We start from the raw sequence: 18,785 nt of genomic DNA on the forward strand, positions 1-18,785 counted from the left end.
GATGAGACATGCCAATTATATTGAGAGGAGAAAACAATGGCAACAGTTAATGATGCACTTGGAATGATTGAGACTAAGGGACTGGTTGCGGCTGTTGAGGCAGCAGACGCTATGGTCAAGGCAGCAAACGTACATCTGATTGGTAAAGAGCGTGTAGGCGGCGGCCTTGTTACCGTTATGGTAAGAGGTGATGTCGGAGCGGTAAAGGCGGCGACTGATGCGGGCGCTGCAGCGGCAGAGAGAGTCGGTGAGCTTCTCTCCGTACATGTCATCCCGAGACCGCACGAGGAAGTTGAGTATATTCTTCCGTCAATTGGAAAGGAGAACGAATAATTATGTCAAAAACTACAGAAGCACTGGGAATGATCGAAACAAAGGGTCTGGTAGCATCCGTTGAAGCGGCAGACGCGATGGTTAAGGCTGCAAACGTACATCTGATCGGAAAAGAGCGTGTCGGCGGCGGCCTTGTCACCGTCATGGTCAGAGGCGATGTCGGAGCGGTAAAGGCGGCGACCGATGCGGGTGCGGCTGCAGCCGAGAGAGTCGGCGAGCTGATTTCGGTACATGTCATTCCGAGACCGCATATGGACGTGGAGTATATTCTTCCGACGCTCGGCAATACTGCAGAACAATAAGGCATAATACCGAGAGGATGACAGGGAGCATACAGCTCCGGAAATGATAAAAGAAGAAGGAGTGAAGGCGTATGAAAGCAATAACCGAGGAACTACTCCGTTATGAGCTGAGAAATTCCGAGCCAGACGTATATATCGTGCCGGACGGAGCCATCCTTACTCCCGCAGCAAAAGAGTATCTGCAGCAGAAAAAAATCAAATATCAGATGAAAAGCAATTTTCATGATCAGGTCCATCCCGGTCAGGGCGGACAGAAGAAAACAGAAAGCACCGGCGCCCCTGCTCCGCAGGAACAGAGGGCACCTGCTGCAGAAAAAACAGAAACAGTGGCCGTTCTGCGTCCGAAATACACGGAGCATGAGACCGGAGCATTTTTCTATGAAAAACCGGAACACATGACCCAGCTTTACGGCAATGAACTGGTGAACAAAGATGATCCGAGAATCGTTTTTCGTGGGAAACTCGATTCGGTACAGTCACTGATCGTCCTGGCTCAGGCAGTTATTTATGAGAACGGCTGTCAGTCACTTGTCGACGATCTCAATGATATTCTGCGCCATCTTCGGGAATTGATGCGCTGTGATGTTCTTGGCGAGGACGTTCCGGAGATGACAACGATCGGACTGACTCATGCTGAGCTGCGCGAGCACTCTCATGATCCGATGAAGTTCTATAAGATTAAGCAGATGCTGCTTCCGGATTACAGCATGGGAATTAACTACGCTTATCTTAATCGTATCCGGACACAGATCAGGGAGACAGAGCTGTCCGCCTGCACTGCGTTCAGGGAAGGACGGAAGTATAAACGCGGAGATATTATTGAAGAACTCAACCGTCTGTCCAGTGCACTTCATATTATGATGTGCAAATATCTGGCCGGAGACTACACAGGAGGAGGCAATTGATGAAGGATATTGTTTCAGCCGTGATGGATTCCATCCATATGGCCGGACTGGTAGAGATCGAGGTCTCTGCAAAGCACGTTCACCTGACGCAGTCAGATTGTGAGGTCCTGTTCGGAAAGGGAGCAACGCTTACGCCGAAAAGAGATCTTTCGCAGCCATTCCAGTTCCTTTCCGATCAGAGAGTGACTCTGATCGGGCCAAAGGGATCCATGAGTCATGTTGCTGTGCTCGGCCCTGTCCGCAGCGCAACACAGGTGGAGCTTTCCAAGAGCGACTGCGTCGCGCTTGGAGTAAATGCTCCGCTGAGGGAATCCGGGGATGTCGAAGGAAGCGGTGCCATCACCATCCAGGGGCCTGCCGGTTCGCTGGAGATCAAACAAGGTGTGATTATTGCACACAATCATATTCATGTGACGGAGAAGGACTCGAAGCTGCTGAATCTTAAGGATAAGGACAGAGTTGCGGTGGAAGTACTCAGTGACAGGCCGGTAATCTTTGAGGATGTGATCATTCGTGTCAGCCAGAATTTCAGCTGCAAGATGCATATCGATTTTGATGAGGCAAATGCAGCGTTCGTGCATGGCTTTACGATGGGAAGAATCATTCGGAAGATTGACCGCAAGGGAATCGGCCGCAGTGAAAACTGGTGACGGACAGGATCGTTGTCCGTAAGGAAAACGGCTGCAGTGAAATCTGGTGACGGGCAGGATAGTCCGGAGCGGGAATTTCAGAATTACACGAATTTGAAATGAAAGGTGCGTTTATGCTTGATCTGAAGCGAATTGACACATACATGGACAAGGTATCACAGTCCCAGGAGGAGGTTTTTCCGTCTTCCGGAAGATTGAAGACGGGGCTTGATCTGGGTACCGCATATATTGTTCTCGTCGTTCTGGATGAGAACAATCAGCCGGTAGCCTGTGAGAAAAAGGCTGCGAGCGTTCTGCGGGACGGTGTCGTGGTTGATTTCAGCGGCGCGCGGACGATTGTGCAGGAATTGAAGGACAAATTGGAAAAGCGGATTGACCGGGAGCTTGTCGAGTGCGCGATTGCCATGCCGGCCGGTACAGACTCCAGTGTTCGGACTCATGAATATGTGGCAGAAGGAGCAGGGTTCGAAGTCACCAATGTGCTCGATGAGCCTACGGCTGCGAATTCTGTATATCAGATTCAGAACGGTGTTGTGGTAGATATCGGCGGCGGCACCACCGGCCTCGCATTGTTTAAAGAGGGAAAGGTCATTGAGATAGAGGATGAGCCGACAGGCGGCACGCATCTGTCTCTGGTGCTTGCCGGAAATTACCATGTATCTTTCGAAGAAGCTGAAAAAATCAAGCAGGACTACAGCCGGCATAAAGAGATTATGCCGGTGGTACGTCCGGTGGTCGAAAAGATGGCTACCATTGTGAAAAAGTATATCGATCCGTCCGAGACAGATACGATCTATCTGTGCGGCGGAACGTCCTGTCTGACAGGAATTGAAAGTGTCTTTGAGAAGGTAACGGGGATCAGAACCATCAAGCCCCGGGATCCCTTCCTTGTGACGCCGGCCGGAATCGCGATGAACTGCATCGTTTCCGGTTAAAGACTGACAGAAAGGAGGAAATATGGAAACAGGAGAATTGACAGACCGCATCGCTGCCAGAGTGAAAGAAAAACTGGAGCAGATGGGGATCACTGTTTCTGACAGTGAGATCACAGCGTGTATGAACGGTTCGAATGATGCGGCGCATGGAGAGTCCTGCCGCGAAAACGGAACGTGCGAATCGTCTGCCGCTTCGAAAAGCGGACGCAGAATTCTGTTGATTTTGACCGAAGAGGAAGGAACGAATGGCAAGGCCTTCCTGGAGAACAGTGAGATTACGGGTAGGTACAATGTACAGTGCGCGGTTCTTTCCGATGGCAGCAGTGACAACAGCATCGATATGGAACGGATAGATACCGTCGTTCTGTACAATCTGACGTGCGCGAATCTTTCAAAACTTTGTGTGGGAATGGCAGATACTCCGTATCTGAAGGCAGCCCTGCAGGCGCTTATGTCCGGCAAAAGATTGCTGGTATCAGAGGATGAAATTGAATATCTGCGATACAGAAAGAATATGCCATCACCCATGTGGAAGAGGATGAGCGGGGATCTGGAGTTTCTGAAAAGCTGCGGACTGACTGTCGTTCCGGCTGAGAAACTGGTCGGTGCTGTCATAGACAGATCGGCGGAGAAACCCGATCGTATTGCCATGGACAAATCGGTGGAGAAACCCGATCGTATTGCCATGGACAAATCGGTGGAGAAACCCGACCGTATTGCCATGGACAAATCGGCGGATAAGATGCCGACCAAGGGAAACTCCTCATCAGGGGAAAATCCCTTATCCGTTGATGGCTGCGAAGCCTGCGGTAAGGAATGCATCATCAGCCGCAAGGCTGTGACAGAAAGGGATGTGATCGAGTCGGTGAAAGCCGGCGCGACATGTATCCGGGTCAGAAAGGACTGCATCATCACAGAACTCGCGAGAGAAACCGCTGAGCGCAAGGGTATCCGCTTCTGCTGCGATTAAAAGGGGGATAAAAGATGAAGGTTGCAAAGGTCATCGGGAATATCTGGGCCACAAGAAAGGATGAAAGGCTCTCCGGTCTGAAGCTTCTGGTTGTCCAGCCGTTGGACGTCAGTAATGAGAAATCGCACAGCGTTCCAACTGTCGCGGCTGATCTCATCGGCGCAGGCGTCGGAGAGACGGTGCTCATCGTCAATGGCAGCTCGGCAAGAAGTGCGGTCAATGACATGAGCGCGCCCGTTGATGCAACTGTAGTCGGAATCGTGGACGACCTGGAAATCGTTTATCAGGAGTAATCAGAGGATAGAAAGACAGGAGTCCGGAGTCCGGTATTCCTGAATCACAGGATCCTCATCGGTCGCGGTTATTTTAGCAGCAACTATAAAAAATGTTTATTCTTAGGGGCAAAATATGAGCACATTTACATCAAGCCTGAGGGAGTGGGCGACGACCCTCTCCATTAATAAAGTAATCATGATGATCATGATGATATTCATGGTTGTCGGCGCGATAGACAAGATCTGCGGCAATAAAAAGGGATATGGTGAGAAATTTGAAGAAGGCTTTAACGCCATCGGACCTCTCGCGCTTTCCATGGCCGGCGTTGTAGCGGCAGCTCCGGTGCTTGCGGAGGTGCTGGGGCCGGTCATCAAGCCGATATACAATTTCTTCGGTGCGGATTCTTCGATGTTTGCAACCACACTGCTGGCGTGCGATATGGGAGGCTATCCGTTGGCGATGCAGCTGGCTGGAGATGAAGCAATCGGAAAATTCGCGGGATTGATACTGGGAACGATGATGGGACCGACGATTGTATTTACAATTCCGGTCGCACTTGGTATCATTGATAAGAAGGACAGAGGTTACCTCGGAGCAGGTGTGCTCGCGGGTATGATCACTATTCCGATCGGCTGTATCGTCGGCGGCCTGTGTATGACAGCGATGACGAGCTATAAGCTGAGTCTCGGGCGTATCGTGCAGAACCTGATACCGGTTATCATCATCGCGGCACTGATCGTTATCGGTCTGTGGTTCCGTCCCGGCCGTATGATCCGCGGATTCAACCGCTTCGGGATCGGCGTTACCGTCGTGATCACTGCCCTGACTGCAATTGCTGTATTTGAGCAGATCACTGGTATCATGTTCCCGCTGTTTGATCAGATGGCAACACCGGATGCTTCAACAGGGCTGACACCGCTCGATTCAGGACTTCTGACCTGCGGACAGATCGGTATTGTACTGATCGGTGCCTTCCCAATGGTTGAGTGGATCACCAGGACTTTCGGAGGCGGACTGAAGAAGCTTGGTCACCTTCTCGGAATCAACGAGACGGCTTCCGCAGGTATGGTTGCGAATCTTGCGAACAATATCGCCATGTTCAACATTTTCGGTGAAATGGATCCGAAAGGAAAACTTCTGAATGTCGCGTTTGCCGTATCCGCTGCTTTCGTATTTGGCGATCACCTGGGATTCACAGCAGGCGTTGACCAGACCATGGTTACTCCGGTCATCATCGGAAAGCTTGTAGCAGGTATTACCGCTCTGATCGTTGCGAATATTCTGTCGCCGAAACTGCTGCAGAAGGTTAATGCAACGATGGAGAAGTAGATGATTTGACAGGCCCTGATTGAAGAAAGGAATGTATACCATGAGTATTACGGAAGAAATGATCCGTGAAATTATCACAAAAGTTATGGAGCAGTCTGCTGCTCCATCTAAGAATAGTAACTGCGGGTTTGAGAAAAAAATCGATCCGAGCGGAATCATCGGAATAAAGACCTCGACAGTGAAATGCGAACCGTTCAAGCAGGACGGTGTTGCTCTCAAGGATGTCGTGACGCTGGACGAAGCTCCGAGAATGGGAGCAGGTGTGATGGAACTGGATCACACCAGCTTTGAGTGGACACTGACTTATGATGAGTACGACGTGGTTCTTGAGGGCAGGCTGGAGATTGAGATTGATGGAAGAATTGTTTCCGGAGATCCGGGAGATATCATCTATATCCCGAAGGGAAGCCATATTCACTTCCAGACACCGGAGACATGCCGCTACGCATATTTTGTATATCCTGCAAACTGGGCGGATCTTGCGTAAAACTACGCAGCAGGTATATAACATAATGGATGACTGTGATCAGGCTGCGCGTATGCGCAGTCTGAATCACTATCGAAAAGATGAAGGCTGACGGCAAGACCGGGGCGTGATTTATCTCGAAAATGTTGGAGGAAACAGATGGACAACCGTGATGAACAGATTCGAATCGTACAGGAGACGGTGGCTGGCAAGGAAATCACCCTTGCGCACATAATGGGCAGCCCGTCTCCGATCATATATCAGAAGCTTGGCATGAACCCTGCCATTAACTACAGCTCATCGGCGATCGGCATTATGAATATGACGCCGCCGGAGTCTGCAGTCATTGCGTCTGATATTGCTGTCAAAAGCGGCGATGTCTATCTGGGCTTTGCAGACCGTTTCACGGGAACACTGATCGTGTCGGGCGATATTGCGGGTGTGACAGCCGCGATCACGGCTGTTGTTGATTATTTTCGTGATGAGTTGCACTATGTCGTCTGCCCGGTCACGAAACGATAGGAGTGTCTATGGCTGACAGGATGACGGCTGAAGAACTCCTGAAGTGGATCAGCAGCCAGAAAAGAAGAGACAAAAACAAACAGCTGAGGATTGTGCGCGTACGGACTCCGGGCAGAGATATGACGATGGCACATGTGATCGGGACATCCGTGCAGGAGGTCTACAAGAATCTTGGGCTGCACATCGGTGTGCATGCCGGTGAAGATCACACGGGAGAGACCATCGGTATCATGAAGTTTACACCCTGGGAATGCACGGTTCCGGCAGCGGATATCTCCCTGAAATCGGCACATGTGGAAATCGGTTTTATGGACCGGTTTAACGGTACCGTGATTATACTGGGCAGCAGGGAGGAAGTACGGACGGCACTCGAGAACGTCCGTTCTTTTTTCAAGGATGATCTGCATTTTCACGTCTGTGATATAGAGGAAAGCTGAAGCAATGAGAAAACTGTTTCTGATGGGCCGCAGTGAGGCCGGGAAGACAACGCTCTCCCAGGTTCTGAAGGGAGAGGAGATTGTATATAAGAAGACGCAGTACACGTATGCTGGCGATTCTGTAATCGATACACCGGGCGAGTACGCGGAGTCGAAGGAAGTCGGCGTCGGACTGGCCTGCTTCTCGTTCGAGGCGGATGTCGTCGCGATCGTAGTGGCCGCGGATGAACCGTTCTCGCTTTTCACGCCGAACTGCAATGCATTTTTGAACAGGCCGCTCATCGGCATCATCACGAAGATCGACTCTCCGTACGCAAATGTGCCGATGGTGAGGCAGTGGCTTCAGAATTGCTGCTGTGAGAAAATTTTCTGCATCAACAATATGAACGGTGACGGGCTGAAGGAGCTTAAGGAGTATTTAAGTCTCCCGGTCAAGAAGATCAGTCTGGATGAGGCCATGGAAAAGCAGAGCAGGGGACTGGCTGATTGGGAATGAAACGGAGCTGCGAAATTGCAGGTATACGGAGGGCAGCGGCAAAGCGGTGTTTGCTTTTTAGAAATGTTTGTATTATCCTCAATTTATATCATGTGCATGGGAAGAGGGTGAGAAACAGTGACTGCAGAATCAGACAGAAGCGAAGAGCATGCTTTGACGCTTCAGGAGCTGGCGGAGCATTTCTATTATCAAGACATCAAAGGACATGATAAGTCTGGGCAGGAAGAAAATGAAGAAATTCAGCAGTCAGACGCAAGGTACCGGGGCGTACCGGTCAAGATGCTGTATTTTCCCAAGTTATTCACAGAGGAGGGCTTTCTGAAGATCCGTGAGGCAGGCGAGACGGCCTGGAAGATCCTGGTGAAGGTGATCCGGGAATACTTGGATGATCCGGATTACCGGAAGCTTTTCGGCTTTCCGAAGGAGCTGGAGGAAATGATTTGCAGGGGACCGGAGTATTCCGTTCTGCTCCCGGTGTGCAGGCTGGATATGTTTTTTGATGAGAAGACGGGGGACTTTAAGTTCTGCGAGTTCAACGCGGATGGCAGCAGCGCGATGAACGAAAACCGGATCATGACGGAGGCCTACCGCAAAACCCTGATGTACCGGTGCTTCTCGGAGGAATATGAACAACAGGAGTTTGAGCTTTTTGATTCATGGGCACGTGTGTTCCTCGATCTGGTGAAGGAGACGGGCCGTTATCCGGAGCATCCGCAGGTGGCCATTGTGGATTTTCTTGAAAAGAGCATTGCTTCGGCGGAGCTGGAGCGATTTGCCGAAGCCTTCCGCAAGAGAGGCAGCCGCTCATGTGTGGCGGATATTCGCAGCCTTACCTATGACGGCGAGCACCTGTATACGCCGGAGGGATTTCGCGTGGACGCGATTTACCGGCGGGCGGTGACGAGTGATATTCTGGAGCATCGGGAGGAGATCCGGCCGTTTCTGGATGCAGTGAGGGACCGTAAGGTCTGTCTGATTGGCGACTTCTGTACACAGGTCGTTCATGACAAGATTCTGTTTAAGGTTCTGCACCTCGATCGCACAAAAGCGTTCCTGACGGAGGAGGAAAACCGGTATGTCGCGCAGCACATTCCATACACGGCGGACCTTGTTTCCGGGCTTCTGCATGTGGAAAAATTCATGCATACGACGTGGTCAGATGAGGGAGGCAGAAGCCGCAGATGGATTCTGAAGCCGGAGGATTCCTACGGCGCGCACGGAATTTATTACAGCGGCAATTTCACGGATGAACAGTGGCAGAAATTGCTGAGGGACCGCGCGGGAAAAGGGTATGTAATTCAGGAGTATGTCAGCCCGTACCGGACTCTGAATGCGGACTACACGGATACAGATTACACGGACAATCCCTGGCAGGAGCAGGCGAAAGGGCAGAAGAGCCCACGGGTGCACAGCTTCGCGAACATGACGGGGATGTACCTGTATGCGGGACACCTCGCCGGTATCTATTCCAGGCTCTCTCCGCTGAATATTATTTCGGTAGAGGGAGACGAGCATGAGATGGTCTCTATGGTTGCGCGACGGAAAAACAGCCAGTGAAATTGCGGAACGGAAAGGCGGCAGGGGAGATTCTGGGATTGCCACTGGCAAAATCGTCAGGAATATGTAAGACTGGAAATATAAGAAAATGAGGACAACAGAAAGGAGAGAAAGGATGGTACTTGAACTTTACAAGAAGGATACCTGCCCGTACTGTCAGAGAGTGATGGGATGGATCCGCGAAAACGGAAGAACTGATGTGGTCTACAGGGATATCCTGGAGGATCCGGAGAACCATGCGCGTCTCATCCGCGACGGCGGCATGGATCAGGTTCCGTGCCTGTTCATCGATGGAAAACCGCTGTATGAGAGCATGGATATCATTCAGTATCTGGCGGATCATCCGATGTAAGGAAGAAAAAACAATAGGATTTCATCTGTGAAGCTATGAAACAGCCCGTACCGCAGGGGGACAGTGTTCCCCTGCGGTACGGGCTGTTTTTGAGCTATTTGTTTTTGGTTCCGGAAGATTTCTTCCGGCTGATTTTTCAAGAAGTTTCCAGAGCACATTATCCGGCCGCTTTTTCAAGAGGTTTCCAGAGCGCGTTTTCAGGCGACCTTTTCCGGCTGTGGAGTCTCTGTCTTTTCGGATTTTGCGTACAGCGCCTTCAGAGCGATCGGAGTGATGATCGAACTGATGATGATCAGAAGGATGACCGAGGTAAAATAGCGGCTGTCCATCATTCCTGCCTTGAGACCTCGCTGCGCGACGATCAGGGCGACCTCGCCGCGGGTCATCATACCTACGCCGATCTTCAGGCTGTCCGGGCCGCTGAATCCGCAGACCCGTGCGACGGCGCCGCAGCCGATGATCTTTCCGACCAGGCCGACCACTACAAATGCGGCGGAGAACAGGAGGATGGTAGTGTCCAGCTGTCTCAGATTGGTCTGAAGACCTATGCTTGCGAAGAAAACCGGTCCGAAGATCATATAGGAATTGATGTCCATTTTCCGGCCGATATATTCCGCGTCATTCAGAGAACAGAGAATGACGCCTGCGCAGTAGGCACCGGTGATGTCGGCCACGCCGAAGTATTTGTCGGCGACGTAGGAGAGCGCAAAGGCGAGGGCGAGTCCGATGATCGGAATCCGGCGGGTATGCGGGTACCGGCTGTCGATTTTTTTCATGAGCTGGTAAACGAGATACCCAGCGATCAGAGCAAACACAAAGAACAGAAGTGTCTTCAGCGCAACAAGTCCGATATTTGCCTTCGGGTTCTTGAGACTGATGACAGCGGTGAGGACGAGGATACCAATGACGTCATCGATGATCGCTGCGCTCATGATTGTGGTTCCGACTTCGGTTGAAAGCTTTCCGAGCTCGCGCAGCGCCTGAACCGTAATGCTGACAGAGGTCGCGGCAAGAATCGTTCCGATGAACAGGCCGCGGGTAAAGTTCTCGGTGCCCGGTGCGGAAAAACCGTAGAAGCACATGAAGAGAAGGGTTCCGAGTGCCATTGGAACCGCGACTCCAGCACAGGCGATGAGGGTCGCCTTTATTCCGGATTTCTTCAGCTGATCGAGGTCGGTCTCGAGGCCGGCGTTGAACATCAGAAGGATGACGCCGATTTCGGCCATTCCGGTTAGGAAATCATTGGTCTGAACGATATTGAAGACACTTGGCCCGATGAGAAGACCGGCGATGATCTCGCCCGCGACTTGAGGCGCCTTGAGTTTTCGCGCAATGAGGCCCAGAAACTTGGCTGCGATAATAATAATAGCTATGTCCTTTAAAATACTTAGCGTATCCATTTAAACACCCCAACTCCTAATAATATTTTATAAAATTGATAATAATTTCACACTTTATTATACAACAAATAAAACGTCTTCGCAGTATTTTTTTTAAGCCGTCTGAGCACGTGTTATCTTAATAAAATCTTAATACCAGACCGGCAACATTAATACTGTCTTTATGATCGTTGCCGGATAATAAGAATATAAAAAGGTTAATATGACGTCTTTGCTGATTCTGATGAAGAGATAATAGAATGTCATTTGATTGTGGATCTGATAAGAGACAATAGGATGTCATTTGATTGTGGATCTGATAAGAGATAATACGATGTCATCTGATTGTGGATCTGATAAGAGATAAATACGATGTTATTTGATCCTGGAAAAGAGATGCCTGATATGATGAGACAACTAGTGAATAAGCTGGAGCACCTGAAGCCGGTACAGGTGATCATACTCGGATTTCTGATGGTAATCATTGCGGGAACGCTGCTTTTGATGCTTCCTTTTTCCTCGCGTGGCGCAGGATCTGCGGGATTCGCGGATTCGCTGTTTACGGCGGTCTCCGCCGTGTGTGTGACGGGACTGGTCGTGCAGGACACGGCGACGTTCTGGAGTTTTTTCGGTCAGGCTGTGATTCTGACACTGATTCAGGTAGGCGGTCTTGGTGTATTTACGGTGGCGATCGCACTGGCTCTTGTATCCGGCAAAAAGATTGGTCTGATTCAGAGAAACATCATGCAGGAATCGATCTCCGCTCCGCAGATCAGCGGGATTGTGAAGTTTACGAGGTTTATCCTGGAGACCACCTTCGTCTGTGAGGGGATCGGAGCGGCGGTGATGATGCCGGTATTTATCCGTAGATTCGGCGCGGGAAAGGGAATCTGGTACGCGGTTTTTCATTCAGTGTCGGCGTTCTGCAATGCCGGATTTGACCTGATGGGGGAGAGTGGAAAATACGGATCACTGACGCATTTCGCTGCAAATCCGTTGATTAATATCACAATCATGACGCTTATTATTGTGGGCGGAATCGGTTTTCTGACGTGGATGGACGTGGCAATCAATGGTTTTCACCTGAAGCGGTTCCGCCTGCAGAGCAAGGTGATTCTGACGATGACACTGACACTCATATTGGTACCGGCCATTTACTTTTATTTCGGCGAATTCACGGAGGGACCGGCAGGTGAGCGCGTACTGCTTTCGTTTTTTCAGTCGGTGACACCCAGGACTGCCGGCTTTAATACCGCGGACCTGACAAAAATGAGTGAGACAGGGATCTTCGTTTTAATCATTCTGATGCTGATTGGCGGATCACCGGCATCAACGGCGGGCGGGATGAAGACGACGACGGCAGCGGTTCTTCTGGCGTCTGCCGCCGCGGTGTTCCGACAGCGCAAGGACGCGGAAATTTTCGGGAGAAGAATACCACTGGACGCAATCCGGAGTGCCGGCGCCATCCTTCTGCTCTATACCATGCTTTTTGCTCTCGGGGGAATGGTGATCAGCAGGATCGAAGGACTGCCTCTTCTGGACTGCCTGTTTGAGACGGCGTCCGCGATCGGAACGGTGGGTCTGACCATGGGAATCACACCGGGACTGTCGCTGGTATCGAGGGGAATTCTGACTTTCCTGATGTATTTCGGAAGAGTCGGAGGACTGACGCTGATCTTTGCGACAGTGTCAGAGAAGGGAATGAACAACGGGCGACTTCCGGAGGAACGGATCACAGTGGGATGAAGCCTTGCTTTTGGGGAATATGGAGGAGGAGAGATGCAGATGAAGTCAATTTTACTGATCGGACTCGGCCGTTTCGGAAAAAATATTGCGATGAAGCTCCGGGAGATGAATCACGAGGTCATGGCAGTTGACCGCAATGAAAAGCGCGTCAATGAGATCATGCCCTATGTGACCAATGCCAGAATCGGAGACAGCACGGACGAGGAGTTTCTGAAGTCGCTGGGAATCCGGAATTATGATCTGTGCTTTGTGGCGATCGGGGACTGTTTTCAGGATTCCCTGGAGACGACATCACTGGTGAAGGAGCTCGGCGGCAAGCTTGTGGTGGCCAGGGCCGCCAGCGAGGTTCAGGCGAAATTCCTGAAGAGGAACGGGGCAGACGAGGTTGTTTTTCCGGAACAGCAGATCGCGAGATGGGCGGCTATCCGGTACAGCTCGGATCACGTTTTTGATTATTTTGCCATGGATGATGACTGTGCCATCTTCGAGGTGTCCGTTCCCGATAACTGGGTCGGGAAGTCGGTCGGGGAGCTGAATATCCGGAAACGTTACCGGATCAATATCCTTGCCATAAAAGCTGATGAGAGGATTGATATGAATATCACATCCGAGACAGTTCTGACAGCAGAAGAAAATCTTCTGGTGCTCGGGAAGAACAAGGATATGCAGAAATGCTTCAGGATCTGAGAAAGCTGGCGTAACGGCGGGACAGCAGATGCGGCTCACGTAAAAACAGAAGGACAGCGGAATTGCAATAACTGCGATACGGCAGATGCGGCTCACGTAAAGACAGGAGGACAGCGGAATTGCAATAACTGCGTTACGGCATATGGGGCTCATATAAAGGCCGAAGACAGCGGAGATGCCGGGGAAAGTGAGACAGATCGGAAGGAGGGATCGTTATGAAGATATTGTTGTTGATAGCGTTCCTTGCGGTGCTTGCGATTGTGGGTGACCACCTGATATCTTCATTTGACGAACTGATAGAGAAATACTACCATAATAAGAATAAGGACAGCAAGGACAGAAAATGATGATTTGGAAGGGGCTGCGGAATCTGTATGGAGAATGGACAGGTCAGGAATGCCGGAGCAAAGGAGAGAGAAAAAATACCGGTTGAAACCGCGATATCGTCGATAAACGACAGGGTGAGCACGCGGGAAAGAATCCGGGAGATTTTATTTTCTGCAGGGATGCTGGGACTATGCTCCGTGATCTGCTGGTGGTTTAAGCTGCTGAACGGTGTGGAATCCAATATCGTGGTGCTCTATATCTTCTTTGTTTTTCTGATTTCGGTGCGCACGGCAAACTGGATCTACAGTGTTTGCGCTGCCGGACTAAGTGTCGTGATCTATAATTTTCTGTTTACGGCTCCGGAATTCACGCTTCACGCCTATGACAACCGCTATACAGTTTCCTTCGGTGTGATGCTGCTGATCGCTCTGCTGACCGGTGTAATGGCCGCCAGACTGCGGACGCAGGCGAGGAATTCCGCGCGCATGGCATTTCGGGTCAGTGTTTTGTACGAGACGAATCAGCTCGTGGAAAAGTGCAGGAGTCAGGACGAGATCAAGGAGATCACAGCGAAGCAGCTTGTGAGGCTTCTCCACAGGAATGTGCTTCTGTACAGAGACAGGGGGAGCGTTGACGGGAAACCCGCCATGTTCCTGTCGGACAATTCCGGGGAACCCGGTTTTGCTGCCGAACAAGAGAAGGTTGCGGCAGAACTGGCGTTTGAACATGGCGAAAAAACCGGGAGAGGTACGAATTCTGTTCCGGAAGCGTCCTGTGTGTACCTGACGATCCGACTGAATCAGGTGGTGTACGGCGTCATGGGAATTGATGTCCGGGAAAATGAGCTGGACACCTATGAGGAGAGCATGGTGACGGCGATACTCGGGGAAGCCGCGATTGCCCTGGAGAATAAGCGGAACGAGCAGGAAAAGGAACAGGCACGGCTGATGGCGAAGAACGAACAGCTTCGCGCGAATCTTCTTCGCTCGATTTCTCATGACCTGAGGACTCCGCTGACATCGATTTCAGGCACAGCGAGCCTCCTGCTGTCCGATGGGGACAGGCTGGATGATGCGTCGAGGAAAAATCTTTATTCCAATATATATGAGGATTCTATGTGGCTGGAGGATCTGGTGGAGAATCTGCTGTCCATTACGCGGCTGAAGGATGATCAGACCAGAATTCATACCTCTGCGGAATTCGTCAGCGAGGTGATTGAAGAGGCGCGGAGGCATTGCAGCCGGAAGCTTTCCGAGCATCGGTTTTCCACAGAGCAGTCGTCGGAGGTGTTGCTTGGAAAAATGGACGCGCACCTGATTATCCAGGTACTGGTCAATCTGGTGAATAACGCCGTGAAGTATACGCCGCCGGGTTCGGATATCCGGATCTGCACGGAGCGGAAGGGGGATATGATTCAGATTTCAGTAAAGGATAACGGGGCTGGTGTGTCTGAGACAGACCGGCCGCATATCTTTGACATGTTTTACAGCGGTAAAAAGACAGTGGCGGACAGTAGCAGAAGTCTCGGCCTCGGTCTTGCCCTTTGCAGGGAAATTGTGCAGGCGCACGGCGGGAAGATCTGGTACGAGGAGAATGTTCCGCACGGCAGCATTTTCCGGTTTACAATACCGGCGGAGGAGGTTCGGACGGATGTCTAAGGCAACGATTCTTGTGGTAGAGGATGATCCCTCTGTGCAGAACCTGATTACGACGGCTCTGAAGATGTATGGATACGATTCGGTTACAGCCGGGAACGGGCAGACTGCGGTGATGCAGGCGGCTACCCGCAGCCCGGATGTTATTTTTCTGGATCTGGGACTGCCGGACATGGATGGCGTAGAGGTAATCCGAAAAGTGCGGACCTGGTCCGCGCTTCCGATCATTGTGATCAGCGCGAGAAGCGAGGAGACCGACAAGATCGAGGCACTCGACGCGGGGGCGGACGATTATCTGACAAAACCGTTTTCTGTGGAGGAGCTTTTGGCAAGACTCCGCGTCTCACTGAGACGTCTGCCGTTTCTGAAGCAGGCGGCGGAACCGACGCCGGTGTTCACAAACGGGGGACTGGTCATCGATTTTCCGGCGGAGACGGTGACTCTGGACGGAAGGGAGCTCCACCTGACGCCGATTGAATATAAGCTGATCTCTCTGCTCGCGCACAATGAGGGAAAGGTTCTGACCTATTCCTATATCACGAAGGCGATCTGGGGAGAATCCGCGGAGAGCGAAATGGCGTCGCTGCGGGTATTTATGGCAAATCTGCGAAAAAAGCTGGAAGATAAGGAGGGCTCGCAGCATTTCATTCAGACGCACATCGGCATCGGATACCGGATGCTGAAGGCAGAAGAAGACGGAAGGGGAAAGAACCGACAGCCCGGGAATTGCTGAGATCTGTGCTTCATGCGCCCAGATCATCCCCGGCTTTGCATTCTCGCATTTGGCGTTTTACCATTTCATGCACTGGCAGGGACGTGTCAATAAAGTCCCTGCCTTTTTGTGTGCAAGGTGATGCGGGCCATTTCCGGTCAGAGGCTGTCTGGTGATGAAGACTGCCTTTTTGTACAGAAGGTGAGGCCGGTCAGGACTTCTGACCGGGTGATTCCGTTGCGTAAAAATGAGAAAATATAAAAATATTACGTAAAAAAACAGAAAATCACAGGACAGTGTCTGGAAAATGAAGTATAGTGTATAGGAAACCGAAAGAACGGACATCAACTGAGTTCAGCATCGCAGTGAGAACTGCAGAAAGGACAGATTATGTGCACAGCGGCAACATATACAGGTAAGGACCATTATTTTGGAAGAAATCTTGATCTGGAGTATTCGTATCATGAGTCGGTAACGGTCACACCGAGAAACAAGGAACTTGTGTTCCGTCATCTGGCCCCTATACCAAACCACCTGGCAATGATCGGCATGGCATATGTGGTTGGAGATTACCCGCTATATTATGATGCAATGAATGAAAAGGGACTGTCGATGGCAGGTCTGAACTTTCCCGGAAACGCAGATTACAGAAAGCCGGAGGAGGGAAAGGACAATGTCGCTTCCTTTGAATTCATTTCATGGATTCTGGGTCAGTGCGGAAGTGTGGAGGAAGCCAGAAAGTATCTTTCAAGAATCAACCTGACCGATGACGCTTTTGCGGCGGAGCTTCCGCCTTCACCGCTTCACTGGATTGTCGCCGATCAGAAGGAGTGCGTGGTATTTGAACAGACGGCACGGGGCGCGCAGATCTACGATAACCCGGTAGGAGTGATGACCAATAATCCGACCTTTGATTATCAGATGACACATCTCGCAGATTATATGAACGCATCCGCCGGGCTTCCGGAGCAGAAGCTGATCCCGGGCGTGGAGCTGAACGCGTACAGCCGCGGCATGGGCGGAATGGGAATTCCGGGAGATCTTTCCTCGGCCTCAAGATTTGTAAAGGTTGCATTTACAAAGATGAATTCCCTGAAGGCGGAGGATGAATCCGCAAGTATCAGCCAGTTTTTCAAGATCCTCGGATCTGTCGAGCAGCAGAAAGGATGCTGCCGTCTTGCGACGGACAAGGACGGGAATCCGGTCTGCGAGTATACGATCTACAGCTCCTGCTGCAATATGGACAAAGGAATCTATTATTACACGACGTATGAGAACAGTCAGATCACGGCGGTTGACATGCATCACACAGATCTTGACGGGAGCAGTCTCACCTCGTACGAACTCATAAAGGGACAGCAGATCCGGATGCAGAATTAAAAGATAATGCTGACAACTGTGGCATGACAATTACAGCACTGAGAATCGGCAATATTGTGACTGGACTTATCATGACAATATCGGGTATAATACAGTTACGTGCTGAATATTGTGATGGATAGGATGGAATTATCACAAAAGCTCAGACAGCACAAATCAGGAAAGAATCATACAGGAGCAATCAGAAGAGGAGCGGATCGGAAGAGACGGCGGCAGAAGAGAAGCGGATTTCAGCGGTGAAAGCGGAGTCTGTCTGCCTGACGACTGAGACGCAATCAGACAGGAGGCGTGTTATGAAGTTCAAATGTAAGGTTTGTGGGTATATCTACGAGGGAGATCAGGCTCCGGAGGAGTGCCCGAAGTGTCATCAGAAGAATGTATTTGAGCCGGTGGATGAAGAAAAGAAGAATCCTTATGCCGGTACCAAGACGGAAAAGAACCTGCTGGAGGCTTTCTCCGGTGAGTCACAGGCGCGCAACAAATACACATTCTTCGCTTCCGTTGCGAAGAAGCAGGGATTTGAGCAGATTGCGGCACTTTTCCTGAAAACAGCGGACAACGAGAAAGAGCATGCAAAGCTCTGGTTCAAGGAACTCGGTATGCTCGGCGACACAGAAGAGAATCTGCTGTCCGGTGCTCTTGGCGAGAATTATGAGTGGACCGATATGTATGTGCGTATGGCAAAGGATGCCGACGAGGAAGGCTTCCACGAGCTGGCCGAGAAGTTCCGCGGTGTTGCCGCGATCGAGAAGACACACGAGGAGCGCTACCGCAAGCTGCTTCACAACGTAGAGATGAAAGAGGTCTTCAAGAAGAGCGAGGTCAAGGTCTGGGAGTGCAGAAACTGCGGACATATCGTTGTGGGAACAGAAGCTCCGGAGGTTTGTCCGGTATGCAATCATCCGCAGTCCTTCTTTGAGGTGCATGAAGAGAACTATTAATTTCCGGGTTTAATGGTAAATATAAATCAACCCATACACAAAGGACAGGCAGGAACTGCTCAAAAGCAGTACCTGCCTGTCTTGCTGTGCGCCTAGCGGCGCACGTTTCCAACGGGTTCAAGTCCCGAATCCACCCGGTAGTGGGAAGGATATAGCCGAAGGCAAGGGTGTCCGCCGCGAGACGGAATCTGAAGGAAGCTGGATGTGGGGAACATACTAACCCACGGGCAAATCTCCGGTCTGACGTACAGAAATCTTATACGAGGTTATGCATGAGGGTAAGGCTGCTGCACAAGTCGAAGCCCAATAACTACACAGAATCATGCATGATAAATGAGGCAGATGGATGGAGAGGAAGAAACGTGTGGTACCTAGGGAGGTCTGCGTGAAACGCTCTGAAAGGAGTAACCACCGTACAAGGTAACGAG

The 18,785-nt window shown here is 51.0% G+C and carries 22 protein-coding genes; 21 read left to right on the forward strand and 1 reads right to left on the reverse strand.

The features are described from left to right. Positions 1–36: 36 nt before the first annotated feature. The 14 genes from eutM (ACTNDI_RS03930) (at position 37) to ACTNDI_RS03995 (ending at position 9,530) form a co-directional block, all read left to right on the forward strand. A complete protein-coding gene (gene eutM, locus ACTNDI_RS03930) occupies positions 37–333 on the forward strand; it encodes an ethanolamine utilization microcompartment protein EutM (protein WP_441099450.1) in 297 nt (98 codons plus the stop codon). Positions 334–335: 2 nt separating this feature from the next. Next, positions 336–635: an ethanolamine utilization microcompartment protein EutM gene (gene eutM / locus ACTNDI_RS03935; RefSeq protein WP_441099451.1), complete on the forward strand. Its 300-nt coding sequence runs from the start codon at positions 336–338 to the stop codon at positions 633–635. A 71-nt stretch (positions 636–706) separates the two neighbouring features. Then, positions 707–1,540 (forward strand): ATP-binding protein, encoded by an 834-nt coding sequence (locus ACTNDI_RS03940; protein ID WP_441099452.1) that lies wholly within the window; start codon positions 707–709, stop codon positions 1,538–1,540. Further along, positions 1,540–2,190 (forward strand): phosphate propanoyltransferase, encoded by a 651-nt coding sequence (gene pduL / locus ACTNDI_RS03945; protein ID WP_441099453.1) that lies wholly within the window; start codon positions 1,540–1,542, stop codon positions 2,188–2,190. Before ACTNDI_RS03940 ends, pduL begins: the two co-directional genes overlap by 1 nt. 113 nt (positions 2,191–2,303) lie before the next feature. Further along, positions 2,304–3,125, forward strand: coding sequence for an ethanolamine utilization protein EutJ (eutJ, locus tag ACTNDI_RS03950; RefSeq protein WP_441099454.1), 822 nt, complete (start codon positions 2,304–2,306; stop codon positions 3,123–3,125). Positions 3,126–3,147: 22 nt separating this feature from the next. Then, entirely contained in the window at positions 3,148–4,095 is a 948-nt protein-coding gene (locus ACTNDI_RS03955; RefSeq protein ID WP_441099455.1) for a hypothetical protein, read from the forward strand. 14 nt (positions 4,096–4,109) lie between these two features. Next, on the forward strand, positions 4,110–4,388 hold the full coding sequence (locus ACTNDI_RS03960; RefSeq protein WP_441099456.1) for a EutN/CcmL family microcompartment protein: 279 nt from the start codon (positions 4,110–4,112) through the stop codon (positions 4,386–4,388). Positions 4,389–4,503: 115 nt separating this feature from the next. Next, complete coding sequence (locus ACTNDI_RS03965) at positions 4,504–5,700, forward strand: ethanolamine utilization protein EutH (protein ID WP_441099457.1); 1,197 nt, start codon at positions 4,504–4,506, stop codon at positions 5,698–5,700. Positions 5,701–5,719: 19 nt separating this feature from the next. Continuing rightward, positions 5,720–6,187 (forward strand): cupin domain-containing protein, encoded by a 468-nt coding sequence (locus ACTNDI_RS03970; RefSeq protein WP_441099458.1) that lies wholly within the window; start codon positions 5,720–5,722, stop codon positions 6,185–6,187. Positions 6,188–6,325: 138 nt separating this feature from the next. Then, positions 6,326–6,688 (forward strand): BMC domain-containing protein, encoded by a 363-nt coding sequence (locus ACTNDI_RS03975; protein ID WP_441099459.1) that lies wholly within the window; start codon positions 6,326–6,328, stop codon positions 6,686–6,688. Positions 6,689–6,696: 8 nt separating this feature from the next. Then, on the forward strand, positions 6,697–7,125 hold the full coding sequence (locus ACTNDI_RS03980) for a BMC domain-containing protein (protein WP_441099460.1): 429 nt from the start codon (positions 6,697–6,699) through the stop codon (positions 7,123–7,125). 4 nt (positions 7,126–7,129) lie between these two features. Further along, the gene (locus tag ACTNDI_RS03985) at positions 7,130–7,621 is read left to right on the forward strand and encodes a EutP/PduV family microcompartment system protein (RefSeq protein ID WP_441099461.1); all 492 of its coding nucleotides are present in this window, start codon (positions 7,130–7,132) and stop codon (positions 7,619–7,621) included. A 117-nt stretch (positions 7,622–7,738) separates the two neighbouring features. Continuing rightward, on the forward strand, positions 7,739–9,178 hold the full coding sequence (locus tag ACTNDI_RS03990) for a hypothetical protein (protein ID WP_441099462.1): 1,440 nt from the start codon (positions 7,739–7,741) through the stop codon (positions 9,176–9,178). A gap of 115 nt (positions 9,179–9,293) precedes the next feature. Then, positions 9,294–9,530, forward strand: coding sequence for a glutaredoxin family protein (locus tag ACTNDI_RS03995; protein WP_441099463.1), 237 nt, complete (start codon positions 9,294–9,296; stop codon positions 9,528–9,530). Positions 9,531–9,727: 197 nt separating this feature from the next. Here the strand turns inward: ACTNDI_RS03995 and ACTNDI_RS04000 are convergent, their stop codons facing one another. Beyond that, entirely contained in the window at positions 9,728–10,930 is a 1,203-nt protein-coding gene (locus ACTNDI_RS04000; protein ID WP_441099464.1) for a cation:proton antiporter, read from the reverse strand. A gap of 387 nt (positions 10,931–11,317) precedes the next feature. Between ACTNDI_RS04000 and ACTNDI_RS04005 the strand changes: the two genes are divergently transcribed. The 7 genes from ACTNDI_RS04005 (at position 11,318) to rbr (ending at position 18,357) form a co-directional block, all read left to right on the forward strand. Beyond that, positions 11,318–12,655: a TrkH family potassium uptake protein gene (locus tag ACTNDI_RS04005; protein WP_441099474.1), complete on the forward strand. Its 1,338-nt coding sequence runs from the start codon at positions 11,318–11,320 to the stop codon at positions 12,653–12,655. Between the two features lie 39 nt (positions 12,656–12,694). After that, complete coding sequence (locus tag ACTNDI_RS04010; RefSeq protein WP_441099465.1) at positions 12,695–13,342, forward strand: potassium channel family protein; 648 nt, start codon at positions 12,695–12,697, stop codon at positions 13,340–13,342. A 215-nt stretch (positions 13,343–13,557) separates the two neighbouring features. Continuing rightward, a complete protein-coding gene (locus ACTNDI_RS04015; protein WP_441099466.1) occupies positions 13,558–13,689 on the forward strand; it encodes a hypothetical protein in 132 nt (43 codons plus the stop codon). A 27-nt stretch (positions 13,690–13,716) separates the two neighbouring features. After that, the gene (locus ACTNDI_RS04020) at positions 13,717–15,327 is read left to right on the forward strand and encodes a sensor histidine kinase (RefSeq protein WP_441099467.1); all 1,611 of its coding nucleotides are present in this window, start codon (positions 13,717–13,719) and stop codon (positions 15,325–15,327) included. After that, positions 15,320–16,057, forward strand: coding sequence for a response regulator (locus tag ACTNDI_RS04025; protein ID WP_441099468.1), 738 nt, complete (start codon positions 15,320–15,322; stop codon positions 16,055–16,057). Before ACTNDI_RS04020 ends, ACTNDI_RS04025 begins: the two co-directional genes overlap by 8 nt. Before the next feature lie 369 nt (positions 16,058–16,426). After that, positions 16,427–17,416 (forward strand): choloylglycine hydrolase, encoded by a 990-nt coding sequence (gene bsh, locus ACTNDI_RS04030; protein ID WP_441099469.1) that lies wholly within the window; start codon positions 16,427–16,429, stop codon positions 17,414–17,416. 293 nt (positions 17,417–17,709) lie between these two features. After that, positions 17,710–18,357 carry a rubrerythrin gene (gene rbr, locus ACTNDI_RS04035; RefSeq protein WP_441099470.1) on the forward strand — a complete coding sequence of 216 codons (648 nt, stop codon included), beginning with the start codon at positions 17,710–17,712 and terminating at the stop codon, positions 18,355–18,357. Positions 18,358–18,785 lie beyond the last annotated feature (428 nt).

The sequence above is a fragment of the Bilifractor sp. HCP3S3_D3 genome (assembly GCF_052063915.1).
GTDB lineage: Bacteria > Bacillota > Clostridia > Lachnospirales > Lachnospiraceae > Bilifractor.